General features: G+C 74.5%; 22 protein-coding genes and 2 pseudogenes. 15 read left to right on the top strand and 9 right to left on the bottom strand.

Annotation, left to right across the window (positions count from 1 at the left end; genetic code table 11):
* Positions 1-99: 99 nt before the first annotated feature.
* Both OH807_RS31980 and OH807_RS31975 read right to left on the bottom strand, forming a co-directional pair.
* Entirely contained in the window at positions 100-891 is a 792-nt protein-coding gene (locus tag OH807_RS31980) for an aminotransferase class IV (RefSeq protein ID WP_406205969.1), read from the bottom strand.
* Positions 884-1993, bottom strand: a complete 1110-nt coding sequence (locus tag OH807_RS31975) for a GNAT family N-acetyltransferase (RefSeq protein WP_406205966.1) — start codon at positions 1991-1993, stop codon at positions 884-886. Before OH807_RS31975 ends, OH807_RS31980 begins: the two co-directional genes overlap by 8 nt.
* A gap of 263 nt (positions 1994-2256) precedes the next feature.
* Between OH807_RS31975 and OH807_RS31970 the strand changes: the two genes are divergently transcribed.
* Positions 2257-3507 (top strand): hypothetical protein, encoded by a 1251-nt coding sequence (locus tag OH807_RS31970; RefSeq protein WP_406211298.1) that lies wholly within the window; start codon positions 2257-2259, stop codon positions 3505-3507.
* Positions 3504-4694, top strand: a complete 1191-nt coding sequence (locus tag OH807_RS31965; RefSeq protein ID WP_406205963.1) for a glycosyltransferase family 4 protein — start codon at positions 3504-3506, stop codon at positions 4692-4694. The genes OH807_RS31970 and OH807_RS31965 overlap by 4 nt, the downstream gene beginning before the upstream one ends.
* On the opposite strand, the gene OH807_RS31960 is transcribed toward OH807_RS31965, so the two are convergent.
* From OH807_RS31960 to OH807_RS31940, 5 genes are all read right to left on the bottom strand, one after another.
* Entirely contained in the window at positions 4676-5332 is a 657-nt protein-coding gene (locus OH807_RS31960) for a response regulator (protein ID WP_406205960.1), read from the bottom strand. The genes OH807_RS31965 and OH807_RS31960 overlap by 19 nt on opposite strands.
* Positions 5320-6651, bottom strand: coding sequence for a sensor histidine kinase (locus OH807_RS31955; RefSeq protein WP_406205958.1), 1332 nt, complete (start codon positions 6649-6651; stop codon positions 5320-5322). Before OH807_RS31955 ends, OH807_RS31960 begins: the two co-directional genes overlap by 13 nt.
* Before the next feature lie 118 nt (positions 6652-6769).
* Positions 6770-7108, bottom strand: a complete 339-nt coding sequence (locus tag OH807_RS31950; protein ID WP_406205955.1) for a hypothetical protein — start codon at positions 7106-7108, stop codon at positions 6770-6772.
* A 135-nt stretch (positions 7109-7243) separates the two neighbouring features.
* Positions 7244-7459, bottom strand: coding sequence for a hypothetical protein (locus tag OH807_RS31945; RefSeq protein ID WP_406205952.1), 216 nt, complete (start codon positions 7457-7459; stop codon positions 7244-7246).
* 140 nt (positions 7460-7599) lie between these two features.
* Positions 7600-8169, bottom strand: coding sequence for an RNA polymerase sigma factor (locus tag OH807_RS31940; RefSeq protein ID WP_406205949.1), 570 nt, complete (start codon positions 8167-8169; stop codon positions 7600-7602).
* 380 nt (positions 8170-8549) lie between these two features.
* On the opposite strand from OH807_RS31940, the gene OH807_RS31935 reads away from it, so the two are divergent.
* The 4 genes from OH807_RS31935 (at position 8550) to OH807_RS31920 (ending at position 11280) form a co-directional block, all read left to right on the top strand.
* Positions 8550-9866: a chitinase gene (locus tag OH807_RS31935; protein WP_406205947.1), complete on the top strand. Its 1317-nt coding sequence runs from the start codon at positions 8550-8552 to the stop codon at positions 9864-9866.
* A gap of 177 nt (positions 9867-10043) precedes the next feature.
* Positions 10044-10379, top strand: a complete 336-nt coding sequence (locus tag OH807_RS31930) for a hypothetical protein (RefSeq protein ID WP_406205944.1) — start codon at positions 10044-10046, stop codon at positions 10377-10379.
* A 206-nt stretch (positions 10380-10585) separates the two neighbouring features.
* Positions 10586-10810 (top strand): hypothetical protein, encoded by a 225-nt coding sequence (locus OH807_RS31925; protein WP_406205942.1) that lies wholly within the window; start codon positions 10586-10588, stop codon positions 10808-10810.
* The gene (locus tag OH807_RS31920) at positions 10807-11280 is read left to right on the top strand and encodes an SsgA family sporulation/cell division regulator (RefSeq protein ID WP_406205939.1); all 474 of its coding nucleotides are present in this window, start codon (positions 10807-10809) and stop codon (positions 11278-11280) included. The genes OH807_RS31925 and OH807_RS31920 overlap by 4 nt, the downstream gene beginning before the upstream one ends.
* A gap of 86 nt (positions 11281-11366) precedes the next feature.
* On the opposite strand, the pseudogene OH807_RS31915 reads toward OH807_RS31920, so the two are convergent.
* Positions 11367-11594: pseudogene (locus OH807_RS31915) on the bottom strand (ATPase); the annotation flags it as partial.
* Positions 11595-11900: 306 nt separating this feature from the next.
* Here OH807_RS31915 and OH807_RS31910 point away from each other — a divergent pair.
* The 7 genes from OH807_RS31910 (at position 11901) to OH807_RS31880 (ending at position 21524) form a co-directional block, all read left to right on the top strand.
* On the top strand, positions 11901-12734 hold the full coding sequence (locus tag OH807_RS31910; protein ID WP_406205936.1) for a PIG-L family deacetylase: 834 nt from the start codon (positions 11901-11903) through the stop codon (positions 12732-12734).
* Positions 12735-13077: 343 nt separating this feature from the next.
* A complete protein-coding gene (locus tag OH807_RS31905; RefSeq protein WP_406205933.1) occupies positions 13078-13245 on the top strand; it encodes an SflA family class IV lanthipeptide in 168 nt (55 codons plus the stop codon).
* A 2-nt stretch (positions 13246-13247) separates the two neighbouring features.
* Positions 13248-16019 carry a class IV lanthionine synthetase LanL gene (gene lanL / locus OH807_RS31900; protein ID WP_406205930.1) on the top strand — a complete coding sequence of 924 codons (2772 nt, stop codon included), beginning with the start codon at positions 13248-13250 and terminating at the stop codon, positions 16017-16019.
* 365 nt (positions 16020-16384) lie between these two features.
* A complete protein-coding gene (locus OH807_RS31895) occupies positions 16385-17686 on the top strand; it encodes a ricin-type beta-trefoil lectin domain protein (RefSeq protein ID WP_406205928.1) in 1302 nt (433 codons plus the stop codon).
* 139 nt (positions 17687-17825) lie between these two features.
* On the top strand, positions 17826-19520 hold the full coding sequence (locus OH807_RS31890; protein WP_406205925.1) for a beta-1,3-glucanase family protein: 1695 nt from the start codon (positions 17826-17828) through the stop codon (positions 19518-19520).
* A gap of 88 nt (positions 19521-19608) precedes the next feature.
* Positions 19609-20511, top strand: a complete 903-nt coding sequence (locus tag OH807_RS31885) for an endonuclease/exonuclease/phosphatase family protein (protein WP_406205922.1) — start codon at positions 19609-19611, stop codon at positions 20509-20511.
* Between the two features lie 107 nt (positions 20512-20618).
* The gene (locus OH807_RS31880; protein ID WP_406205919.1) at positions 20619-21524 is read left to right on the top strand and encodes an arginase family protein; all 906 of its coding nucleotides are present in this window, start codon (positions 20619-20621) and stop codon (positions 21522-21524) included.
* 30 nt (positions 21525-21554) lie between these two features.
* Here the strand turns inward: OH807_RS31880 and OH807_RS31875 are convergent.
* A pseudogene (locus OH807_RS31875) lies at positions 21555-21995 on the bottom strand (flavodoxin family protein); the annotation flags it as partial.
* A gap of 229 nt (positions 21996-22224) precedes the next feature.
* Here OH807_RS31875 and OH807_RS31870 point away from each other — a divergent pair.
* Positions 22225-22707: a restriction endonuclease gene (locus OH807_RS31870; RefSeq protein WP_406205917.1), complete on the top strand. Its 483-nt coding sequence runs from the start codon at positions 22225-22227 to the stop codon at positions 22705-22707.
* The gene (locus tag OH807_RS31865) at positions 22655-25027 is read left to right on the top strand and encodes a hypothetical protein (RefSeq protein WP_406205914.1); all 2373 of its coding nucleotides are present in this window, start codon (positions 22655-22657) and stop codon (positions 25025-25027) included. The genes OH807_RS31870 and OH807_RS31865 overlap by 53 nt, the downstream gene beginning before the upstream one ends.
* Positions 25028-25125: the final 98 nt, after the last annotated feature.

The raw sequence follows: 25125 nt of genomic DNA, 5'->3' as shown, positions 1-25125 counted from the left end.
GACGCGGGGTGGGGTTATCCCCACCCCGCCGCTGCCCGTTCGGTCCGGGGCCCGGCCACGGGGCCCGGCCACGGGGCCGGGGCCGGGCCGGGGGCCGGGTCAGACCTCGTCGCCCGCGATCCCCTCGTACGCGGCGCGCAGCGCGGCGAGGCCGGGGTGGGCCGAGTCGAAGGCCGTGCCGTCGATCGCCGCGACCGGGCGGACGCCGACGCCCGCGTTGAGGGCGAAGGCCGCCTCGAAGCGGCCGGGGCCGTCGGGGGCGTGGACGGCCTCGCGCCGTTGCGGGCCGGGGTGCGCGCCGGCGAGCAGCGCCGCGGTGACGCCGGGCAGCACGGCCGCCTCCGGCCAGACGACCCCGCCGCCGTCGAGGAAGCCGACGTTCCAGGTGGCGCCCTCGGTGATCCGGCCGTCCGGGTCGGTGAGCAGGACGTCGTCGTAGCCGTCGAGTTGGGCCAGCCGGCGGTGCCGGACCAGGCCGAACAGACCGACGTGCTTCACCTCCGGCAGGTCCCGCCGGTACGCCGCGGTGCGCACCCGCAGCGGGGCGGGGGCCGCCGCCGCAGCCGGGCGGGTGGTCACCAGCAGGCGGGGCGCCGCGGGGGCGCCCGGGCGCTCCAGGCCGAGCCCCGGGTCGTACACCGTGACCCGGACGATCACCGCACCGCCGTCGGGCGGCAGCACCGCGCGGATCCGCTGCCGCAGCACGCTCCGGTCCAGGTCCGCGGCGAACAGCACCCGGCAGTCGCGCACCAGCCGGTCCAGGTGCAGCGCGAGGCCGCGCACCCGGCCGGACTCGGCCCGCAGGGTGGTGAAGTGTCCGTAGTTCAGCAGCCCCAGCGCGGCCAACTGCCCTGCCTCGGCGGGCCCGCCGTCGATCTCGATCTCAGCCATCCCCCGAGTCTCCCAGCCGCTCACCGGGCCGGCCCACCGCGGCCCCGGCGGTCGGGGCGACGGCGGTCGGGGCGGCGGCGGTCGGGGCGGCGGCGGTCGGGGCGGCGGCGGTCGGAGCGGGGGCCGGGATCGTGGCGGGCCGGGGGCCGGTTCCGCCGGGCTCGGCCCGCAGCTGCTCGATCCGGTACGCCAGCCCCTCCGGCTCGCCGAGCTCCGCCCAGCGCCAGGCCTCCGCCCACCACTGCGGGCCGCGGACCATCGGCCGGCCGGCGAGCGCGAGGTGCAGCGCCAGCGTCGACCGCGCGAAGTCGTGCACCCAGCCGTCACTGGCCCGGTACGCGGCCGTCTCGTCCAGCCGCAGCCGGCCGCCCTCGCGCCCGGCGGAGAGCAGCGGCACCCAGTCGTCCGGCCGCCCGGCGACCAGCAGGACCAGCCGGTCGCCGTCCTCCACCACCCGGTAGGGCGGGAGTTGGGGCATCCGGGCCAGGCCGATGGCGCGCTTCCAGGAGACCACCCAGAGGCCGCGCCGCAGGTAGTAGCGCACGGCATGCCGCCAACTCCAGTGCGCCTCCAGGCAGAACCCGGGCAACCCCTCGGCGGCCGCCGCCCGGTACACCTCGTCGAGCGCGGCGGCGGCCAGCCCGCGCCCCCGCACCGAGGGGCGCAGGTAGAGCGAGGAGACGGCCAACTGGCCGGGGCCCTTCGTCCAGTTGTCGACGGCCAGGGTGCCGACGGGCGCACCGCCCGGGCCGCCCGAGCCGTCGTGGCCGCTCGAACCGTCCGGTCCGCCCTGGCCGCCCTGGCCGCTCGAACCGTCCGCGCCGGGCGGGGCGCCCGGATCGAGCAGCCAGTACCTGCGCCGGTACAGCTCGCCGTCCGGCCACTCCCGGCCGGGCTCCCCCAGCCGCTCGCGCAGCCGCCGTTCGGCGGCCGGGTCGAGCGCCTCCGGGTCGAGCCGCTCAGCCAGCTCCCCCTCGGCCCGGGACGCCAAGTCCCAGCGGGCGAACCGCCGCCCGTCCTCCGCCGCCACCGCCCGCAGCCCGGCCACCGCCGTCAGCCGCTCCTGCGCCCGCTCCACCGCCGCATCCCAGGACCTCACCACGGCACCCACCCTAGCGATCACCGGCCACCGAACGTGATTCGACGGTCACCGAACGTGAGCGCGAACGGCGATGGTAGGGGAAACCCGACCACAGGTCTCGACCTGGCCGTCATGACCGCGTTGATCTGCGCGGCTGCAATGGAACGGTGCTGATTCACCGAGGCCACCGCAGAGTCCGGGGGCGCCGACTCCCCCTCCCCGACGCCGGGTTCACCGCCGTGCGCAGCTGGGCCGACCACCCGTCCGGGTGGTGCGCCGGCTGGCTGGCGGCCGCCGTCTTCGCCGGCGCGTTCCCGCTCGTCTCCGGCCTCGGGCCGCACCGGGTGTGGGGCGTGTTCGCCGCCACCGGCTACCTGGGCGCCGCCGTTGCGGCGCTCGTCCTGCCCCGGTCACGGGCCCTGGCCGGCTCGGCGGCGGTCGCGGCGGCCGGGGCCGTCGCCGTCCCGCTGCTCCTGCTGGTCGTCACCGGGCAGGGCCAGAGCGAGGTCGGCGTGATCGAGCGGTCCGGCGGGCTGCTGCTCCGGCAGGGCTCGCCCTACCTGCCCGAACCGCACACCGTGGCGGAGTACACGCCGTACCTCCCGGGCCTGGCCCTGCTCGGCCTGCCGCGCGCACTGGCCGGGTCGGACGGCTGGGCGGCCGGGCTGCTCGGCGACGCCCGGCTCTGGTGCGCCGCCGTGTTCCTCGGCTGCCTGCTGGCCACCGGCCGCCCGCACCGGCGCGGCCTCGCCCTGCTGACCGCCTCGCCGCTGGTCGCGCTGCCGCTCTGCGTCAGCGGGGTGGACCTGCCGATGACCGGCCTCTGCTGCCTCGCCCTCGCCGCCGCCGCGCGGGGCCGCGCCACCGGCGCCGGCCTGGTGCTCGCCGCGGCCTGCGCGCTCAAGTGGACGGCGTGGCCGGCCGTTCCCGTCGCCGCCGCCCTGCTCGCGAGTACGGCCGGCCGGCGGGCCGCCCTGCGGGCCGCCGCGGTGGCCCTGGCCGGCACCGCCGCCCTGGTCCTGCCGGTGGCGCTGCGCGCACCCGGGCCGCTGGTCCAACAGGTGTTCGCCTTCCCCACCGGGCGCGGCGCCCTGCCCACCCCGGCCGGCAGCCCGCTGCCCGGTCACCTGCTCGCCGGGCTCGGACCGGCCGGCTGGTACGCCGCCGTCGCCCTGCTGCTGGCCGGCGGGCTCGCCGTCGCCGTCTCGCTCGTCCGGCACCCGCCCCGGGACGTCACCGGCGCCGCCGACCGCCTGGCCCTCGGCCTCGGCCTGGCCTTCCTGCTGGCGCCGGCCGGGCGGTTCGGCTACCTGGCGCTGCCGCTCGTGCTGGCCGTCTGGGCCCGGCTGCCGGCCCGCGCCCGGCCCGCGGCCCGCCGCTCGCGCCTCCCGGCCGGCGTGCCGGGCGCCCCCGGCATCGCTGCCGTCCCCGCCGTCCACGCCGTCCCGTCCTTCCGGACCCGCACGACCGGCCCGGACCGCCCCCGCACGACCGGCCCGAACCGCCCCCGACCCGAGGTTGCACCCGCCCCATGAACACCACACTCGTCGTCACCAACGACTTCCCGCCCCGCCAGGGCGGCATCGAGACCTTCGTCCACGCCCTGGCCACCCGCCTGCCGGGCGGCGTCGTCGTCCACACCTCGTCCGAGCCCGGGGCGGCCGCCTACGACGCGACGCTGCCCTTCCCCGTCGTCCGCGACCGGGCCCGGACGCTGCTGCCCACCCCCCGGACCACCCGGCGGACCGCCGAGATAGCCCGCGCACACGGCTGCGACCGGGTCTGGTTCGGAGCCGCCGCCCCGCTCGCCGCGATGACGCCCGGGCTGCGCCGGCAGGCCCCCGGGATCGCGCGGACCGTCGCCACCACGCACGGCCACGAGATCTGGTGGGCGCGCACGCCCGGCGCCCGCCGGCTGCTCCGCCGGATCGGCGACAGCGTGGACGTGGTCACCTACCTCGGCGACCACACCCGGGCCCGGATCGCGCCCGCCCTGGGGCCGCGGGCCCGGCTGGAGCGGCTGGTGCCCGGCGTGGACACCGAACTGTTCCGCCCGGGCCGCGCCGGTGACGGCCGGGCCGCGGGCGGGCCGGTGATCCTCTGCGTCGCCCGGCTCGTGCCGCGCAAGGGCCAGGACACCCTGATCCGCGCACTCCCGCTGATCCGGCGCAGCGTGCCCGGAGCGGTCCTCGTGCTGGTCGGGCAGGGCCCGGACGAGCGGCGGCTGCGCGCGCTGGCCCGGCGTCACACCGGGCCGGGCGAGGTGGTCTTCGCCGGCGGCACCGAGCACGCCGCGACCGCCGCCCACTACGCGGCGGCGGACGTCTTCGCCATGCCGTGCCGCACCCGGCGCGGCGGCCTGGAGGCCGAGGGCCTGGGCATCGTCTTCCTGGAGGCCTCGGCCGCCGGGCTGCCGGTGGTCGTGGGCCGCTCGGGCGGCGCACCGGACGCCGTCCTCGACGGCACCACCGGCACGGTCGTGGACGGCCGGAGCCCGGCCGCCGTCGCGGCGGCGATCGGGCGCCTGCTCACGGCGCCCGCCGCCGAGCGGGCCCGGATCGGGGCCGCCGGGCGGAGCTGGGTGCGGGAGGAGTGGTCCTGGGAGACCTCCGCCCGCCGGCTGGCCGAGCTGCTCGAACCGACCGGGGCGGCGCGGGGAGGCGGCAGTGGCACCGACGCGGGCGCCCGCACCGCGCGCGGGGCCTACTCGCCCCGCAGGTGAGCCAGGACGGCGAGCACCCGCCGGTTGCCCTCGGCCGGATCGAGGTCCAGCTTCATGAAGATGTTCCCGCAGTGCTTGACCACCGAGGCCTCCGTGATGCTCAGCCGCCCGCCGATCGCCTGGTTGTTGAGCCCCTCCGCCATCAGCGCCAGCACCTCCCGCTCGCGCGGGGTCAGCCGGGCCGGCGCCCGGTCCACCGCCTGCTGCCGGAGCAGCACCCGGACCACCTCCGGGTCGATGACGGTGTCCCCGGCCGCCACCCGGCGCAGCGCGTCCAGGAACTCGGCGACGTCGCCGACCCGGTCCTTGAGCAGGTAGCCGAGCCCCGCCGGCTGCGCCCCCACCGCGCCGAGCAGCCGGGTCGCGTACGGGGTGGCCACGTACTGGGAGAGGACGAGGACGGGCAGGCCGGGGTGCCGCTCGCGCAGGTCGAGGGCGGCACGCAGGCCCTCGTCGTGGAAGCCGGGCGGCATCCGGACGTCGGTGATCACCACGTCCGGCCGGTCCGCGTCCACCGCGGCGGCCAGCGCGGTCGCGTCGCCCACGGCGGCGACCACCCGGTGGCCGCCCAGGGTGAGCAGCTCGGCCAGCCCGGCACGGAGCAGCACCGCGTCCTCCGCGACGACTACCCGGAGCACGGCACCTCCACCCGGAGCCTGGTCGGCCCGCCGATCGGACTGGTCACCATCAGCCTTCCCCTCAGGATCGCCACCCGGTCGGCCAGCCCCTGCAGGCCGGCCCCGGCGGCCGGGTCTGCCCCGCCGCGGCCGTCGTCCGTCACCTGCACCACCAGCCGGCCGTCCTCGACCCGGCCCCGGACGGTGACCGCGGTCGCGGCGCTGTGCTTGGCGGCGTTGGTCAGCGCCTCGGTGACGGTGAAGTACGCCGTCGTCTCGACCGGGCCGGGCAGCCGCCCGGGAAGGTCGATGTCCACCTCCACCGGGATCGGATGGCGCAGCGCGACCTCGGCGACCGCGGCGGCCAGGCCGTGGTCGGTGAGGACCTGCGGGTGAATGCCGCGGACGAGCCCGCGCAGCTGCTCCAGCGCCTGCCGGGCCTCGCCGCGCGCCCGGTCGACCAGTGCGGCGGCCCGGTCCCCGCCCGCGCCGCCCGCGCCGGGCGCGCCCCGCCCGCCCAGCTCGTACGCGGCCAGCCCGAGCGTCATGCTGAGCGCCACCAGCTGCTGCTGGGCGCCGTCGTGCAGGTCCCGCTCGATCCGGCGCCGCTCGGCCTCGAAGGCGTCCACCAGGCGGGCCCGGGAGCGCGTCAGCTCCAGCACCCGGGCGGGGTCCTCCTCCCGCGGGCCCAGCAGGAGCCGCGCCAGCCGGACCCGGCCGGAGGTCAGCAGCGCGCCCGCGTAGGCGCAGAACACCAGGCCGGCCAGCCCGACGGCGGTGGCCGGCAGCGCCTCGACCGGGCCCGGCACCGCCCGGCCGGGGATCAGCATCACCGTCTCCGGAGCCAGCGCCCAGACCACGACCGGCGAGCCGACCAGCAGTGCGGAGAACGCCAGTACGGCCGTGAACCCGAGATCGGCGGCGGTCAGCACCGACGCGAACAGCACCGTGTAGCCGAGCTCGCGCCACGTCGCCCGCTCGCGCAGCCTGGTCCGGAGCCGGGCCCCGCGGCCCGCACCGGGCAGCGCGCGGTGCGGATCGGGCACCGGCAGCGGCTCGACCAGCCGGAGCCGGCGGCGCTCCAGCGCCCCCACCGGCACACCGGCGAGCGCGACCCCGAGCAGGACCAGCAGGCCGATGCCGACCACGGACAGCGCCAGCCCGGCCGCCAGCAGCAGCACCAGCACGACCAGCAGCAGGAGCCCCAGCACGGCGCCGCTCACCAGGTGCGCCCAGCAGCGCAGCGGGGCCGCCGACCGCAGGAACCGCAGCGGCCCGGACCGGAGGGCGTCCCAGACGGCGACGGGCCGCCGCTCCTCGCCCGCCCGCTCCTCGCCCATCCGGCCACCCTAACCGACCGGCTGACGCGCCCTCGGAGAGCGGCGGCGGAGAGCGCCCTCGGAGAGCGGCGGCGGAGCGGGCACCGTGCCGTGAGGCGGGCCGCGGGGTGCGGGCGCGTCACCGGCGCAGGGCCGCTGCGGTGCGCCAGGCCGCCGCGCCGGCGCCGAACCAGGCGAGGCCGCCGGCGTCGCCCTCGGTCAGCAGCGCGACCGCGCCGGCGAAGAAGCCCAGCCCGGCGGCGACGAGTCCGTACACGGCGGTGACGCGCGCTGCGCGCCGGGCCGCGCGCAGCTGCTCGCGGCGGCGGATGCGGCGCTCGGCGCGCCTGAGCCCGCGCAGTGCGGCCGCGGCCCGCGTCACCGCGGCCCGGTGGCCGGCGAGGTCGCGCTCGGCGGCCGCCAGGAGCTCCCGGCGGCCGGTGGCGGCCGGCTCCTGCGGTTGCTGGGTGGTGGTCATGGCTGACTCCTCGGTGGACGGCTGCCGCGCGCGCTCCGCGCAGCTGCCCGGAATGACGGAGGCCGGTGCCCCGGCTGTGAAAGCCGTGGCACCGGCCACTTCAGGAGGCGCTCTCCAGGCGCCCGGTTATGTCGGTCACCGCACGTCCCCCCGGGATCCGTCGGCGGTCATCGCCGCACGCCGCGGGGAAGCGGCCGTTCCCAGCTCGGCGCGGACGGCAGCCCGGCCCGGGAGGGTGTCCCAGACCGGCCTGGAGCTGCGCAGGCCGTCGGCGAAGCGGACCACAGCGGCCCAGAACACCTCCAGCGCAGCGACGATCGTCAGCACGACCGTCCTCAGCATGTTGTTCACGCGGTTCCTCTCTCTCCTGACCTACACAGCACGTGTACGGGCTGTGCCGGGGTGTGTTCAGGACCCCACTCGGACCTGCGTCGGTCGCCCGGCGAGGGGAGCCGGGCGACACTGCACGCGCGCCCTGGAAGGGCCCTGGCTCACATGCGCGGCTCCCGGGGCCGGTAGTCGAAGCGCGCACGGACATCGGGGCGCGAGAGGATCCTCCTCGCCTGACTGAGGTCCTTGCGCACCGTCGCGTGCTTCAGGCCCGTCGCCACGGCGATCTCCCTGGCGTTCAGGCAGAAGACGTGGGTGAGGACGTAAGCGCGGTGCTGGCGCCCGGTCAGGACGAGGTCCAGCACCTCCTTGACGGCGAGGTAGCCGGCGCTGTCGGAGAGTTGGACACCCGTCTCCAGCACGGAGAGGTCGTCACCGATGAGATTCTCGGCCCGCTTGTTGATCTTCGCGAGCTCGTCCGCCACGCAGGTGCGGCACACCTCCCACATGTAGGCACCGGGCTTCTCCGGGGCCTCACCGTTCGTCAGACGGGTCATCATCTTCAGCCTGGCCTCGCCCCAGACGTCATCGACGTACTCCCGCGGGATCCGGGCACGGATCCTGCGCTTGTACACGGAGGACCGGCGCTCCAGGTCCTCCATGATCTTCCTCGTGCTCTCCGCGGACTCGTCCCGCAGCCCCCGGAAACCACGCTTCACCGTTTCGGACACCTGCTCGTTCTCCGTTCGCGTCCCGACCACGCCGGTACGCACCCATGCCCCTCCTGGACGTGGACGCTCCCTCACTACCAGCACACCGGAGGTGACCGGCCGAAGGACGCGAAGTGTGAAACCGGCCGGCGGTCGGCGGGATGACGTGTACCGGCGGGCGACCGCCGACCGCAGCGGCCCGGGCGGGCGGACGGCAGGGACCGGTGGGGCCGGCGAACTCGGTTTGACCTGTTCGGGGTTGACTGACTTCTGGGACAGGTCTATACCAGTGAGGGCCTTCGGTGACTCGGCTTCGCCGTCGGCTTTCCCCGGGCCCGGCGCGTCTCCCCCACTGTTGGCGCGGGTGGGCCCCCTCCTGCCGTTTCCTGGAGAGGTTTCCGATGGAACGTGCTCTTCCCCCACAGCATTCGGGGCAGCAGGTCAGAGAACAGAAGCACCGGCGCACCGCGCGCCGGACCGCGGTCGCGGTCGCCGGGGTGCTCGGCCTGGTGGCCGGCGGCCTCGCGGCGCTGGCCGGGACCGGGTCCGCACTGGCGGCCACGGACACGGCGGCGGCCGGCACCGGACTGGGCAGCAACTGGTACGCCTCCGCGCCGTACCTGATGCCCGAGGACAACAGCCCGCCCGACGCGGCGGCGGTGATGGACGCGACCGGCCAGAAGGCGTTCCAGCTGGCGTTCATCCTGGACAAGGGCGGGTGCTCGCCCGCCTGGGGCGGCACCTCGTCGATCGACACGGACACCACCATGCCGGCGGTCATCCAGACCGTCCGGGCCAAGGGTGGTGACGTCTCGGTCTCGGTCGGCGGCTACGGCGGCACCAAGCTCGGCCAGACCTGCGGGACACCGGAGGCGACCGCCGCCGGGTACCAGAAGGTCGTCACCAAGTACGGGTTGAAGGCGATCGACTTCGACCTGGAGGAGCCGGAGTACGAGAACACCGCCGCGATCCACAACGAGATCGGCGCGGCCCGGATCCTCCAGCAGAACAACCCGGGCCTGTACGTCTCGATCACCACGGCCGGGACCAACGCGGGCACCGGCTGGTTCGGGCAGCAGATGCTCAACGAGGCCAAGTCGCAGGGCTTCACGCCGGACAACTACTCGATCATGCCGTTCGACGGCGGCTTCAACGGGGCCTCGGCGCAGACCGACGCCCTGGTGAAGTTCAACCAGATCCTGCAGACCACCTTCGGCTGGACCGAGGCCAACGCCTACGCGCACGAGGGCGTTTCGCTGATGAACGGGCGCACCGACGCGGCCGAGTACTTCCGCCAGGCGGACTTCCAGACCGTGCTGGACTTCGCCCTCGCCCACAAGCTCGCCCGGTACACGTACTGGTCGGTCAACCGGGACCGCCAGTGCCCCGGCACGGTCGACCCGGGCCTCTCCGGCTCGTGCTCCAGCGTGGTGCAGAGCGACTGGGACTTCACCAAGTACACCGTCCGCTTCGCCGGGGCCACCCCGCCCACCACTCCTCCGACCAGCCAGCCCCCGACCGGCCAACCGCCCACCAGCCAGCCGCCGACCTCGCCGGGGGCGTGCGCCGACCCGGCGTGGAGCGCCACCACCACGTACACCGGCGGCAGCAAGGTGTCGTACAGCGGCCACAAGTACCACGCCAAGTGGTGGACGCTGAACGAGAACCCGTCTGCAAGCGGCCAGTGGGGCGTCTGGTCCGACGACGGCCCCTGCTGATCCGGCCCGACCGCAGGAACGGGGCCCCGTCGCACCGGCGGGGCCCTGCCCGGGCACCGTGCTCCGGGGCGGCCGCCGCACGGTCGTCCGGAACACGGGTGACCGGTTGCTGCCAGGCAGATGTGTGCCAGACGCGCCGGCCACCACCACGGCCGCCGATCGGCCAGGCTGTGCAGTGTGTACATGATTCGTGTCCGGCTGGAGGCGCGGGGCGGACGGCAGCCCGGCGAGCCGGCGGTGGCACCGGCCGTCCAGGACGGTCTGGAGCGTGCGCTCCAGGGGCCCGCCGCCCGGCTGAGCCACGCCCGGATCCGGATGGCGGCGGAGGCGCCCGCACTGGACGCGGTGCTGTTCGTGACGGCCACCGGACTGCTCGCGGCAGAGGCCGGGGCGCGCGCCGCCTGCCTGGAACTGACCCGCACGGGCGCCGTCCTGGCGGGCTGGCGGGTGCGCCACTGCGAGGCGGACAGCTGGCTGGCGCTGGGCCTGCACGAGCTGCCGACGCACCGCTGACGGACCGCTGACGCGTCGGCTCCTCCGCCGGGAGCCCCGCCACAGCCGATCGGGCCCGGTCGACCGCCCGCCCGCCCGGCGCACACCGGCTGCCCCGCGCCTGGCAATCCGCCGCCCGCACGGCTCCGAACAGCGGACGGGCCGCTTCCCCACCCCGGTTCGGGCCCGAGGTGTTTCCCCTGCTGGCCACGCTCGTTGTTCCGGGTATGAGCTCCGACTTCCGGGCCCTCGGCGGTGCCCAAGATGAAACGATTCTGCATGAAACGATCCGGCTCGAATCCCCGATCTTCGCCCATCTCGCCCTGGTCTGGCGCAACTCCGGACGGATGGTGCCCGGCCGGCCGGACCACGAGTGGAGCCACCTGACCGAGCCCCCACCCCGGTTCCGGCCCGGCCGTCCGTTCGCCCAGCAGCCCGGGGAGGGCGCGTGACCCACTCCGACGCCCCGCGCGTCCCCGCCCAGCGCACGCCTGCCGAGGCCTGCGCCGTACCGCTGGAGCTCCGCGCCGTGGTCTGCCCCGGTTTCACCGTCTCGGTGGCAGCCTGTCTGCGCTACGACCGCGCCGAGCCGTACGCGGTGTACCTGGACAACCACGTCGACCTGGACGAGCCGATCACCTGGATGTTCGCCCGCGACCTGCTGGCCGCCGGCCTGAACGGCTGGGCGGGCCTGGGCGACGTCTCCGTCCACCCGGGAGCCGGGGCGAGCTCGGAGACGCTGTTCATCGCCCTCGGCGGCGACACCGGCGCGGTCGTCCTCCGGGCACAGGCCGTCCTGGTCCGGGCCTTTCTCGACGCCACCGAGAGGATCGTCCCGTCCGGCACCGAGGGGCAGCACCTCGACCTGGACGGGCTGCTCCACCGGCTGCGGGACGAGCACCCGCCGGAGCCGGGCCGGTGAGGCGGTGACGGCCCACGCCCACCGGCGCCCACGCCACCACCGCGCCCGCCACCGCCACCGCCACCCCGACCCCGGCCGGGCCGGTGCAGGAACACCTCGGCACCGACCTCGTGCAGGGCGGCCTCGATGTCGGAGCCCGCGAAGCCCTCGGAGAGGTCCACCAGCCGGTCCAGTTGGTCCGGTCCGGGCTCCCGCGCCACGTAGCGCCGGTAGTACAGGTCGATGATCTCCCGCCGGTCGTCGGGGTCCGGCAGGTCGACGAAGAAGAGTTCGTCGAACCGGCCCTTGCGCAGCAGCTCCGGCGACCCCGCCCGGCCGGCCGGCCCGACAAGTCGCCTCCCCTCCGCTCCCATTGAACCGGCCTGCCCGGTCGGCTGCCGGTCGGCTCCTGGTCGTTTTCCGCCCGCGCTCCGGCAGCCGCTGCCCGTCCTGCGGGCGTCCTCCGCCCGCCACGGGCCGGACGCACGCCGCACGGCCCCGGCCGGTCCGGGCCGGTCGCCGCGATAAATGCGGGCGTCCCGCCGCCCGCGTGCCGCAGACTCGAACCGCGCACTGCGCACTGCGCTTGGAGAACGGTGCACCTCGCACCGGGCACGTCGCGGACCTGAGGACGGATATTCATGACTGATCGACCCCTGACGCTCATGGCGGTGCACGCCCACCCCGACGACGAGGCCACCGGGACGGGAGGCGTCCTGGCGCGGTACGCCGCCGAGGGCATCCGTACCGTCCTGGTCACCTGTACCGACGGCGGCTGCGGCGACGGCCCGGGGGGCGTCAAGCCGGGCGAGCCCGGGCACGATCCGGCGGCCGTCGCCGCGATGCGCCGCGAGGAGCTCCGGCAGAGCTGCGAGGTCCTGAAGGTCGGTCATCTGGAGCTGCTGGAGTACGCCGACTCCGGGATGATGGGCTGGGAGGCGAACGACGCGCCCGGCTCGTTCTGGCGGACGCCGGTGGCGGAGAGCGCCGCCCGCCTGGCCGAACTGCTGCGGCACTACCGGCCCGACGTGGTGGTGACGTACGACGAGAACGGCTTCTACGGCCACCCCGACCACATCCAGGCGAACCGCATCACCACGGCGGCGCTGGAGATGACCGGGATGACGCCGAAGGTGTACTGGACGGCGGCGCCGCACTCGATGATGCGGCGCTTCGGGGAGGCCATCCGCGAGTTCGCCACGGACGCGGAGCTGCCGGATCCCGCCGAGGAGGACGTGCTGCCCGACATCGGCCTCCCCGACGAGGAGATCACCACCTGGGTGGACACCACCGCGTTCGGCGGTCAGAAGTTCGACGCCTTGGCCGCGCACGCCAGTCAGGGCGAGAACATCTTCTTCCTGAAGATGGGCAAGGAGCGGTTCACCGAGCTGATGGGCATGGAGACCTTCGTCCGGGTCCGGGACACCACTGACGCGGCCGTACCCGAGAACGACCTCTTCGCCGGACTGCGCTGACCTCGGCACGGCAAGGGCGCACACCGGAACGGCCCGGGGCCGGCCGTCACCCGCCCGGCCCGGCTGGCCGGAACCGGACCCGAAGGACGCGGTCCGGTTCCGGCCGGCCCGTCAATGGCACATCAACTATCTTGATCAGTAAGGCAGTTGAAGCAATCGTGGAAGCACACCCGTTCTCCATGGATGTGTCGGCCCTGTGAACTCCGCGTCTTCCGACCTCTTGTCAGGCCGTTCGTTCGAACCTACCTTCGGGGACCAGGACCGGGCCCCATCGGGCCCCGCGGTCCGTGGCGGCCGCGACCCGCGACGCCGCCGCACGCGCGACAAGACCTGGAGGCGTCACATGCCCGTAGCCATGCTGAACGAGATCCGCGACGCGGGTCCGCTGGTGGTCGACGACGAGGCCGTCCTGTTCGAGGACGACGACCGCACCGAGCACAGCGCCGCCCCGTGTCTCGCCGACCCGTGGGTCACCGCCACCACCCGCTTCGCCTGCGACCTCAACACCTGACGGTGACCGGCCCCATCGCCGGCCGCAGCGGGTGGTCCGACGACACCTGGTCGTACCTGAACGACCCGCGGATGCCGGCGATGGCGCACGGTTGGAAGCTGCACGTCTCGGCCCGGCCCGGCGATCTGGAGGCCGTGACCGCCCTCGTCCTGCCGGTGCTGCTGCGCCACGTCTGCCACGCGAAGTGGGCCCGCAGCCCCGAGACCCTGCGGGCGATCAACTCCGGTGCGTCGAGCGCCGGCGCCGTCGGCAAGGCGATCACCGTCTATCCGGGACCGGGCGCCGTCGTCACGCTCGCCGAGGAGCTCGTCGCCGTGCTGCGCGACCGGGAGGGCCCGCAGATCGTCAGCGACCGGCGGGTCGATCCGCGCTCCCCCGTCTACTACCGCTACGGGCCCTTCACGGGCGACTACCGGACAGGGCGCAGCGGGCGGCTGGAGTCGGTGATGACGGGCCCGGACGGCCGGGTCTTCGACGGCCTGGCCGGCGGTTCGTACCGCTGCCCGCCGTGGGCCGAGGATCCCTTCGGGCACCGACCCGGGGCGGACGCCCGGCCCGGCTCCGCCGCCGGGTTCGGCGACGGACGCTACCTGCTCACCGGCGGCATCGTGCGCAAGCCGCAGGGCAACGTCTACCGCGCCGCCGACCAGGTCACCGGGCTGCCGGTGGTCGTCAAGCAGGCGCGGGCCTTCGTCGCCGAGGAGGAGTCGGGTGCGGACACCCGGGACCGGCTGCGTCACGAGCAGGCCGTCCTGACCGCGCTCGACGGCGTCCCGGGGGTGCCCCGCGCGCTCGACTACTTCCGGCACCGGTCGGACGAGTACCTGGTGATGACCGACTGCGGCCACCGCGACCTGCGCCGGGACGTCGAGGAGAACGGCCCGTACCGGGACGACGACGCCCGGCCCGCGCGCACGCTCACCGGGCTGGCCGGCCGGCTCCTGGCCGTCCTGGACGACATCCACCAACGGGGCGTCGTCGTCCGCGACCTCAAGCCCGCCAACGTGGTGCTCGACGCCACGGGCCGGTGCCACGTGATCGACTTCGGGATCAGCGCACTGGCCGGCACCGGGCCCGACGGCTCGACCCCCGGCTACAGCGACCCCGTCCGACGCACGACCGGACCGGCCGAGCCCGCCGACGACCACTACGCCCTGGGCGCGACCCTCTGCTTCGCCGCCACCGGCCTGGACCCGGTGATCGTCGACGCCGACACCGCCGTCAACCGCGACCGCACCCTGGCCGGCCTGGCGTGGGCACTGCCCGGCGCGGAGCACCGGCTGATCCGGGCGGCGATCGCCGGGCTGATGAGCCTCGACCCGGCCGGGCGGACCGCCGCCGCCGACCAGCTCCGCACCGGTGCGTCCGGTGCACCCGATGCACCCGATGCGACCGGTGCACCCGATGCGACCGCCACCCGCGAGCTGCCCGGGGCGCCAGTGGCAACCGCGGTGCCTGGTAGGCCGGGGAAGCCCGAGCGACGCCGGTTCGACGACGGCCTGCTCGCCGGGATCGTCGAGCACACCACCGCGTTCTGCGTGGCCGAGGCCCGCCGGATCGCCGACCCCGTGCTCGCCGCGCGCGCGGCCGTCCCGACGCCGGCCGACGTCTACGGCGGGAGCTCGGGGCTCGGCCTGGAGCTCCTCCAGCACCTGCACCGACCCGGGGTCCGCGCGGCCGTCGCCGAGCTGGCGCACTGGACGGCGGGGCGGTCCGCAGGCCTCGGACCGGGCTTCTACTCGGGCCGCACCGGCGTCGAACTCTTCCTCGCCGGCGCAGCGGCGAGCGCCGACGCCGCGGCGGACGCGAACCGCCCCAGGGGCCACCCGGACCACGCAGACCCCGCAGACCACCCGCACCGCCCGGACCTCCCGACCCGGGGCCCGGACGGCGGACCGCCGGAGGCGGACCAGATCGAGGGCGTCGCGGGGATCGGCACCGGCCGTCTGCTGCTGGCCCGGGCGGCCGCCGCGACCGGCGACGCCCGGCTCGCCGAGCGGCACCTGGCCGTTGCCGCCGCCTGCAGTCGGATGCTGGCCTCCGGCGGGGCCCGGCTGACGCCCGCGGGCGCCGACCGGGCCGGCAGCGCCGCCCTGCGCGAGGGGCTCGCACACGGCGAGGCGGGTGTCGCGTACTTCCTGCTCGAACACGGGGCCGCGACCGGGGATCCCGACGCGCTGCGCCGCGCCCGGCAGGCCTGCGCGCAGCTCGCCGCCCGCACGCCGGGCCTGGTCGCGGCGGCGACCGCCCCCGGGGCGACCCGCCGCTACGGCTCCTGGTGCCGGGGCCTGGCCGGGATCGGCGCGGTGCTCGTCCGGGCCGCCGACCGCCTCGGCGAGCCCGGGTACCTCGACCTCGCCCGGCAGTCGGCGCGGGCCTGTGCCGCACTGGCCCCGCGCATGCCGCTGGTCACCCAGTGCTGCGGGCTCGCCGGGGTCGGCGACCTCCTGGTGGACGTCGCCCTGGCGTCCGGCTCCGACGGGCCCGCGAGGGTCGGCGGGCCCGCGAGGGGCGACGAGCCCGCGAGGGGCGACGAGCCCGCAAAGGCCGACAGGCCCGCCGACACCGACGGGCCCGACGAGTTCTGGACGGCCGCCGAGACCGTCGCCGCGATCATCCTGAGCCGCAGCGGGGGCACGCCCGCCCGCCCGCTGTTCCCCGACGCCGGCCTCACCCGGTCGAGCGCCACCTGGGCCGGCGGCTCCGCCGGCGTGCTCGCCTTCTTCCGCCGCCTGCACGAGCGGGGCGGGCCGCGGCTCGGCCTGATCGGCTGACCCGCGCCGGAACGGCCCGGTCGGGCACAGTCCGGTCGGGCACGGCCCGGTCGGGCACAGTCCGGTCGGGCACAGTCCGGTCGGGCACGGCCCCGCCGCGTCCACACCCCGGGTGTCCGGCGAGCACGACCGAGAGCGCTCTCTCCGTCACTCCGGGCCCCACCGGCACACGCCGAACCCTAAGAGACGCTTAAGTCTTGAGGCCTCGTCAGAACATGCTGGTCACAGGGGTACGAGAGTTCCCGCATGACATTGCCATGCCGACCGCACGCCCGTAGCATTCTGGGCCACCGGCGACGCCACGTCAGCAAAGAGAGCGCTCTCACACTTTCGACACCCCATCCCCCAGAACAAGGGTGCATTCCATGGCAGCTGCACATCGCAAGCGCCGTTGGTCCTTCGGCGGCCTCGTCCTCCTCCTCACCACCGCACTGGTGGCGGCCGCCCTGCTCACCGGCCTCTCCCCCCACACCTCCCAGGCCGCCGACCGGCCGGGCGGCTCCGCCCCCGCGGACACCGCCCCGCTCGCCGCGCAGACCTGGAACGACGACTTCGACGGACCGGCCGGCTCGGCCGTCGACCCGGCCAAGTGGACCTTGGAGAACGGTGGTTCGGGCAACGGGAACCACGAACTCCAGTACTACACCGGGGGCACGAACAACGCGGCCCTGGACGGCCAGGGCCACCTGGTCATCACCGCCAAGCGCAACACCGACCAGGGCCTGGGCTGCTGGTACGGCACCTGCCAGTACACCTCGGCGCGGCTGAACACCGCCCGCACCTTCACCCAGGCGTACGGGCACTTCGAGTCCCGGATCAAGATCCCGCGCGGCCAGGGCATCTGGCCCGCGTTCTGGATGCTCGGCAACGACATCGGCACGGCCGGCTGGCCCACCAGCGGCGAGATCGACGTCATGGAGAACATCGGCCGCGAGCCCGGCACCGTGCACGGCACCATCCACGGCCCGGGCTACTCCGGAGCAGGGGGCATCGGCGCCCCGTACAGCCTGCCCGCCGGGCAGTCCTTCGCGGACGCGTTCCACGTCTTCGCGGTGGACTGGAGCCCCTCGGCGATCACCTGGTCGGTGGACGGCCGGGCCTACCAGACCCGCACCACCGCGGACCTCGGCGGCAACCGCTGGGTGTACGACCACCCGTTCTTCCTGATCCTCAACCTGGCGGTCGGCGGTGACTGGCCGGGCAACCCGGACGGCTCCTCGGCCTTCCCGCAGACCATGGTGGTCGACTACGTGCACACCACGGGCTGGAACGGCGGCGGCACCCCGCACACCGGTCCGATCACCGGCCCCGGCGGCATGTGCGTGGACGTGGTGGGCGCCACCGGCACCGACGGCGCCCCGATCCAGCTGCACAACTGCACCGGCAACGCCGCCCAGCAGTGGACCACCGGCACCGCCGGCACCGTCCGGGCCCTGGGCAAGTGCCTGGACGTGGCCGCCGCCTCGCACACCGACGGCGCGGTGGTCCAGCTCTACACCTGCAACGGCACCAGTGCCCAGCAGTGGACGTACACCTCCGGGCACGACCTGGTGAACCCCGGTTCGAACAAGTGCCTCGACGCCAAGGACGGCTCCTCGGCGGACGGCACCCGCCTGCAGATCTGGACGTGCAACGGCACCGGCGCCCAGAAGTGGACCCTGGGCTGACCCCTCACAGCCCCTGATCCACCGTCAACCCGCGCGGTCGGCCGTCGCAGCGTCCGGCCGGCCGCGCCCACACCCTCGCCGCACCCGCATCGCACCGCCCTCCCCACTCCCCCCACTCAGCGGAGAACGGACCCCACCCATGACCCCACGCCACCGCGCACCGATCTCGCGCCGGACGCTGCTCACGGCCGCCGCCGGCGCCGCCCTCGCCCTGCCTGCCACGGCCACCTGGCTCAGCTCCAGCGCCGGCGCACAGACCGCCGCCACCCTGCCGATGGACCTGCTCAACACGACCGGCAACAACACCGCCTACGCCTACGTGCTCGGCCGCGACCCGGCGGCGGGCGGCAACTGGGCCTTCGTGCAGGCCGACGGCGCGAGCCTCCACCACCCGCCGGCCCCGGCCGCCGACGGGACGCCGCTCGGCGTGGACTGCGCCATCGCCCTCAACGCCTCGGGCGCAGGCCCGCGCCGGGTGACGCTGCCGCACCTGGACAGCGGCCGGATCTACTTCTCCGTCGGGGCGAAGCTCACCTTCCTGATGAACCGCGGCGGCGGCCTGGCCCTCCCCTCGGTGGCCAACCCGACCGACCCGAACATCGACGTCCGGCACGACTTCTGCGAATTCACGTTCAACAACGAGCAGTTGTTCGCGAACATCACCTTCGTGGACATGGTCTGCCTGCCGATCGCCTTCCAGCTGGAGACGGCCCAGGGCACCCAGACGGTGCGCGGGCTGCCCTCCGACGGCCTGGCCCGGGTGGCCGGCGCGCTGCGGTCGCAGTCCGCCGCCGACGGCAGCGACTGGAGCCGGCTGGTCGTCAACCGCGGCGGTGCGGACCTGCGCGTGCTCAGCCCCAACCTCGCGATCCGCGGCAACGGCGCCCTGTTCGCCGGGTACTTCGACAGCTACGTCGACCAGGTGTGGGCCAAGTACCGCACCACCGACCTGCGGATCGACACCCAGTACACCTGGGGCACGCTGACCGGGCGGGTCAACGGCGACACCCTGGCCTTCCCCGGTGCGGGCAGCTTCGCCCGGCCCTCGACGCTCGCCGTGTTCTCGTGCAGCGACGCCCCGTTCACCACCGGCAACGACCTGATGGGCAATCTGAGCGCCCGCCTCGCCGCCGCGTTCAACCGCACCACCCTGCTGGACAACGCCCTCCAGCCGACCGGGGAGAACCCGGGCGCGTTCTACGCCAAGCCGCGCACCAACCACTACGCCCGGATCCTGCACTCGACCACGCCCGACGGGCTGGGCTACGCCTTCCCCTACGACGACGTGCACCCGTCGGGGGTGGACTTCGAGGGCAAGGTGCAATCCGGCAGCCCGAACCGCTTCGTGATCACCGTCGGCGGCGTGGCCGGCCCGCCCGGCGGCGGCACCCCCTCACCCTCGCCCACCCCCAGTACCCCGGGCGGGGCGGTGAGCGCCTTCTCCACCATCCAGGCGGAGTCGTACCGGGCGCAGTCCGGCACGCAGACCGAGGCGTGCTCGGACAGCGGCGGCGGCTCGGACGTCGGCCGGCTGGCCAACGGCGACTGGCTGCGCTACACCGTCGACTTCGGCTCCACCGGCGCCACCCGGATCGACGCCCGGGTGGCCTCGGGCGCGGCGGCCGGGGTCAGCGGCCTGGTCCAGGTCCGGCTGGGCAGCGCCACGGCGGCCCCGGCCGGCAGCTTCGCCGTCGGCAGCACGGGCGGCTGGCAGTCCTGGCGCACCGTCCCGGCCGACCTCGGCAGGATCACCGGCGTCAAGGAGGTCTACCTGACCTTCGACAGCGGCCAGCCGGCCGACTTCGTCAACCTCAACTGGTTCGTCTTCTCCTGACGGACCACCCGTGCGGCCCGCACCGCCGCAGACCCGCCCACGAGGCCGCCGAGGCCTCGTGGGCGGGCGGCTGTTGTACCGTCCAACGGTGACCGGCTCCTCGGTGGTGCGCCTCGCGACCTTCAACGTGCTGCACGGGCGGCAGCTCCTGGACGACGGCCGCCCGTCCCCGACGGCCCCCGGCGCCGCCGGCGTGCACCGGCTCGTCGACGCCGTCGCCTCCCTGGACGCCGACGTGGTGGCGTTGCAGGAGCTCGACCGGTTCCAGGAGCGATCGGGCGGGGTGGACCAGGCACGAGTGATCGCCGAGGCGACCGGCGCCGTGGACTGGCGCTACGCCTCGGCGTTCCATGCCCGGTCGATGCCGGGCCGGACGTGGACCCCCGACCGGTCGGAACCGGGGCTGCGGGTGTACGGCCCGCAGGGCACCGGGCACGACGGTGAGGTCCCCTCGCACGGCATCGCGCTGCTGTCACGACTGCCGGTCCTGAGCTGGCGGGCCCTGCGGTTCGGCGCGCCTCCTGTCGCCCTACCGCTGCGCGTGGCCGGGCGGGCGGGCCTCACGGTGATCCGCGACCATCCGCGCGCGGCCCTGGCCGCCGTCCTGCGGGGGCGGCTCGGCCCGTTCACGGCGGTCGCGCTGCACCTGTCGTACGTCCCGGGGTGGAACGTCCGTCAGCTCCTGGCCGTCCACCGCTGGATCGCCGGCCTGCCCCGACCGCACGTCCTGCTGGGCGACTTGAACCTCGCCGGGGCGATTCCCTCGGCCACGCTCCGCGCGGCCGGGCTCCTCGCCCCGTCGAGGTCCTCCGCGCCCCGGTCCCGCTGGCACCGGCCGGCCCGGGTCCGGACCTTTCCGGCGCACCACCCACTGGTGCAGCTCGACCACATCCTCGCGGCCGGCCTCGGACCGCAAAAGCCCGGCTCGGCACGGGCGCCCAGGATGCCGCTCTCGGACCACCGGCCCGTGGTGGCCGAGCTGCGGTTGTAGACGACCCGGCCGGCCCGCTTCTCCTCCGCGCGGCATCGTCACTCCCCGTGGTGGCTCACAGGCGCAGCCCGCTCGCGCCCATCCGGGCGGATGGCGATGATGGGTGGATGCGACGAGATCTCGTTGTGGTGGGCGCACCGACCAGTGCCGGCAGCTACGCGCCCGGCCAGGAGGCCGCACCGAGCGTGTTGCGCGAGCTGGGCCTGATCGATCGCCTGAGGGCGGCGGGCCGCCGGGTGCGGGATGCCGGGGACGGGCCACTGCACGTGTGGGCCCCGGACCGGCAGCACCCGCGGGCCCAGAACCTCGCGGCCGTGGTCCAGGCCGTCCAGGCGGTCGCCGAGCACGTCGCCGGAGCGCTGGAGGAGGACGGGGACGTCCTGGTCATCGGCGGCAACTGCACCGTCGCCCTGGGCGTGATGGCGGCTCTCACGGCACACGCCCCGGACGCCGGCCTGCTCTACATCGACCGGCACTTCGACCTCAACACCCCCGCGAGCACCCACGAGGGCGCCCTCGACTGGATGGGGCTCGCCCACGCACTGGACCTGCCCGGAGCGGCGGAGCCGCTGGCGGCCGCCTTCGCCCGCCGCCCGCTGCTCACCCCGGAGCAGCTCCACCTCCTCGGCATCGACCCCGGGGCGGCCACCCCCTGGGAACGCGAGCAGGCGAGCATCCTGGGCCTGCGCTGGGGCTCGTACACCGACCTTGCCACGTTGCCGGGAGCCGAGGCGGCCCGGGCGCTCGGCACGCTCCCGTCCGGCCCCCTCGCCGTGCACGTCGACGTCGACGTCCTGGACTTCACGGACGCGCCGCTCGCCGAGAGCACGGACGGCCGCAACAGCGGCCCCACGCTCGACGCCCTGTCCGAGGCGCTCGACACCGCCTGCCGGGACCAGCGCTTCCGCGCACTCTCGGTCTGCGAGCTCAACCCCTCCCGCGCCGCCGGAGCCCCCGCCGTCCTCGACCGGTTCCTCGCCAGCCTTCAGCACACCCTGCGCGCGACTCCGTGACCGGCCGAGGAGGCCTCACCACTCAGCGGTTCACCGGTGCTCGGGGTTCTCGAAGTCGAAGCGGCAGCCGGCGTCCCACTCGGAGCGCTGGTTCCCGTGGGCGGGGATGCCGCCGGCGTCCTTGAGCAGCCGGGCCAGGTGGAGGAGGTTCCAGGTCATGAAGGTGGTGTTCCGGTTGGTGAAGTCGTTCTCCGGTCCGCCGGAGCCCTCGTCCAGGTAGGACGGGCCGGGCCCGGCCGCGCCGATCCAGCCGGCGTCGGCCTGCGGCGGGATCGTGTAGCCGACGTGCTGGAGGCTGTAGAGGACGTTCATCGCGCAGTGCTTGACGCCGTCCTCGTTCCCGGTGATCGGGCAGCCACCGACCCGCCCGTAGTAGGCGTACTGGCCGGCCTCGTTCAGGACCGACGAGCAGGAGTAGAGCCGCTCGACGACCTTCTTCATCACCGAGGAGTTGTCGCCGAGCCAGACCGGCGGAACACTCTGGCACCCTATCTGACCAGCGGCAAAGGTACACCCGTGGTAGTGAGCGTGGTTGTCCCAAACTGCGCTACCCCATAAAACCCGTATGACAGTCCGTGCTCGACGCGGCACCCGAGTCCTGTCCCCGGCGTCAAGCCCCAGTACCGGCTCGGCCGCGCTGTCGGCACTACCGCATAGGCTGCTCACGAACACGAGCGAGCCGAGCCCGAAGGTGCCACCGATGTCCGACCGCACCCCGACCGCCCAACCTCCGGTGGCCGACCCGAAGATCCCGCTCCTGCCCTTCGACTCCCAGAACTGGGCCGACTTCGAGCGGTTGGCCTGCGAACTCGTCGAAGCCGCCGAGGGGCTCACCCGGGTCGCCCGTTACGGAACCGCCGGCCAGGCGCAGGGCGGCATCGATGTGGTCGGCCGTGCTTCCGACGGTCGTTGGTCAGCCTTCCAGGTCAAGCACGTCGCCGAGTTCTCTGTCGCCGCAGCCCGAAAGGTCCTCAACCGCTTCGTCCACGGCAACCGTCCCCATCGCGCGACCAGGCTCGTGATCGTCACCTCATGCCGGGGCACCAACACCCAGGTACGGGAACTCGCGCTCGAGTGCCAGGCCGAGTTCCCAGACCTACAGCTCGGCCGAGGTGTGGGACGCCGAGCACTTGGGCCGCCTGCTGCGGCCCCTGCCGTGGATTGTCGCGCGGTATTTCGGTGACCAGGTCGCCCACCGCTTCTGCGACGCGGACGCGGTGGCCGCCTACTACGCTGGTGCCTCCGGGCAAACAGACACGCCCGAGGACACCGTAGGGATCGCCGTCACGGACGCCGACCCGTTCGACTTCGAAGTCCAGCAGGCGATCCGGACCGAGGACGGCACCTCGGCCGACGATCCGCTCCCCCGCTACCTGCGGAGGCCCTTCGACGACGAGCTCGCCGCTGTCCTGGACCGCGCTGCGCATGGCAACAGCGGTACGGCTGTCCTGCTCGGCGACTCCTCCACTGGCAAGACCCGGGCGCTCTGGGAAGCGGTCCAGCATCTGTCTGCCGGCTGGCGCCTGTGGCAGCCGCCGTCGACCGACGCGTCGCTCGGTTCCCTACGTTCGGTCGGGCCGCAGACGGTCCTGTGGCTGAACGAGATCCACCGGTACCTACTCACCACCGACCGCGGCCGGGACGAGAACGTCGCCACCGGGCTTTCCGCACTCGTCCGTGACCCCGACCGAGCACCAGTGCTCGTGCTGGGTACGTGCTGGCACGAGTATCAGCAGCCGATGACCAGGGCACCGGGCACCACCGACGAGACCGAGGAACGTCGTGCGTTCCTCGCAAACCGGTGGATCCCCGTGCCCTCCCGCTTCACCGAGGACCAGGTGGCCTCGCTCTTCACGATGCCCGGCCCGAGTGACGAGCGCCTGTGCCAGGCGGCGCGGTCGGCCGAAGGCCGTCACATCACCCAGTACCTGGCAGGCGGTCCCGCGCTCCAGGAGCGGTACGCCAACGCTTCCCCCACTGCTCGCGCGGTCCTCGAGGCCGCGATGGACGCCCGCCGGTTCGGCTACGGCCTCGAACTGGCCGCAGGTTTCCTGGAGGAGGCGGCCACGGATTACCTCACCGAGCTCGAACTCGACCTCGCGCCGGAGGACTGGTTCGCGAGGGCGCTCCACTACCTCTCCGAGCCGTGCCGAAGTGTGCGCGGACCCCTTTCACCCGTCCGGGGCACGAAGGGCGACAGGCTCCGGCTCGCCGACTTCCTCGAACAGGATGCACGTCGTGCCCGTGGCCTCCACTGTCCTGGTGACGCCTTCTGGCGTGCTGCCGAACGGCATGCGACCGCCACCGACCGATCGGCCCTGTCCCGCGCTGCAGCGGCTCGCGATCGAATCTCTGATGCCGCATCCCTCGCCCGGTCAACGGCGGCCAGCGACGGCGGGGAGGCACTGAACGCTCTGGCCTGGCACTTCGAACAGCGCCACAACGAGCGCGACGCCGCCCCCTACTATGCCCTCGCGGCCGAGGCGGGTCATCCTGGAGCACAGGCCCGACTGGCCTGGCGGCTCGAACAGGACGGGAGCCTGGACGAGGCCGAGGCATGGTACCGACGAGCCGTCGGCTCCGACGTCAACACGGACGCCACCGTGGGCCTCGCATCCATCGCCTGGGAGCGCGGCGACCGGCAGACAGCGCTGGATCTCTACGACGAGGCCCTCTCCTCAGGCGGTGCCCGCAGCGTCGAGTACCAGGCCCGCTGGCTGGCCGAGAAACGCCGACATCGGCTGGCCCTCGCCCTGACCAGCTGCGCCTTCCGAGCCGGCAACACCGGGGCATTCACCGGACTCGCCTGGACGTACATGACCCCGGAGGAGAAGCCGAGGGCTATCGCCATCCTCAAGCACGCGCTCCACGTCGAAGGTGACGTGAACGCTCCTCGGGAACTGGCCTGGATCCTGGCCGATGACGGTGACCGAGCGGGAAGCGAGGAGTACACCAAGATCGCGCTTGAGCTCGGCGAGGCAAATGTGTTGCGCGGGCTGGGAATGAAGCACGCCTCCGAGGGCAACCATCGCGCCGCCGCAGGGCTGTACTGGCACGCCTACAACCTGGGCATGACCTGGATCCTGCTCGACCTTGCCAACCTCCGGGAGAAGCAGGGTGACCTCCGCCGCGCTGGACGCCTCTACCGACGAGCGCTCCGTGACGACCAGTCGTACGCCGCCCACGGCCTGGTCCGGGTTCTCGAACTCGCCGGACAGGGACGGGCTGCCGAGGAGCTGGCGAACAGCTCCCACGAAACCGTGCAAACGCTCGCCCGTGTCCGTGCGGCGAACGGACATCGGGAGAGTGCCGAACTGCTTCTCCGCACCCTGGTCGTCAAGGGACACGCCGAAGCCCTCCTCACCTTGGGGCAGCTCCGCCGGGCAGCCGGGGACCGTGTCGGAGCCGAGTTGGCTTTCCGTCAGGCCATTGCCGCCGGCGTTGACCGAGCCATCCAGGCGCTCACCGATCTGCGCGCCAGCCCGCAGGACAACGCTCACTGAACCCAGGCGCCGTTAGCAGAGTAGGCGATGGTCCCGTACTCCGCGAGCCCGGAAAGGTCGAGCAGCGACGCGTCGTCGTAGTGGGGACAGACGGCAAA

This window comes from Kitasatospora sp. NBC_01560, assembly GCF_045208415.1.
GTDB lineage: Bacteria > Actinomycetota > Actinomycetes > Streptomycetales > Streptomycetaceae > Kitasatospora.
The sequence above is the reverse complement of the archived record's forward strand: the minus strand, read 5'-3'. Positions and strand labels throughout refer to the sequence as shown.

Coding starts and splice junctions, on each gene's coding strand:
- OH807_RS31980 (WP_406205969.1), bottom strand. CDS start 891: ATGGCTGAGATCGAGATCGACGGCGGGCCCGCCGAGGCAGGGCAGTTG.
- OH807_RS31965 (WP_406205963.1), top strand. CDS start 3,504: ATGAACACCACACTCGTCGTCACCAACGACTTCCCGCCCCGCCAGGGC.
- OH807_RS31955 (WP_406205958.1), bottom strand. CDS start 6,651: ATGGGCGAGGAGCGGGCGGGCGAGGAGCGGCGGCCCGTCGCCGTCTGG.
- OH807_RS31950 (WP_406205955.1), bottom strand. CDS start 7,108: ATGACCACCACCCAGCAACCGCAGGAGCCGGCCGCCACCGGCCGCCGG.
- OH807_RS31935 (WP_406205947.1), top strand. CDS start 8,550: ATGGAACGTGCTCTTCCCCCACAGCATTCGGGGCAGCAGGTCAGAGAA.
- OH807_RS31925 (WP_406205942.1), top strand. CDS start 10,586: ATGAGCTCCGACTTCCGGGCCCTCGGCGGTGCCCAAGATGAAACGATT.
- OH807_RS31910 (WP_406205936.1), top strand. CDS start 11,901: ATGACTGATCGACCCCTGACGCTCATGGCGGTGCACGCCCACCCCGAC.
- OH807_RS31905 (WP_406205933.1), top strand. CDS start 13,078: ATGCCCGTAGCCATGCTGAACGAGATCCGCGACGCGGGTCCGCTGGTG.
- OH807_RS31895 (WP_406205928.1), top strand. CDS start 16,385: ATGGCAGCTGCACATCGCAAGCGCCGTTGGTCCTTCGGCGGCCTCGTC.
- OH807_RS31890 (WP_406205925.1), top strand. CDS start 17,826: ATGACCCCACGCCACCGCGCACCGATCTCGCGCCGGACGCTGCTCACG.
- OH807_RS31880 (WP_406205919.1), top strand. CDS start 20,619: ATGCGACGAGATCTCGTTGTGGTGGGCGCACCGACCAGTGCCGGCAGC.
- OH807_RS31870 (WP_406205917.1), top strand. CDS start 22,225: ATGTCCGACCGCACCCCGACCGCCCAACCTCCGGTGGCCGACCCGAAG.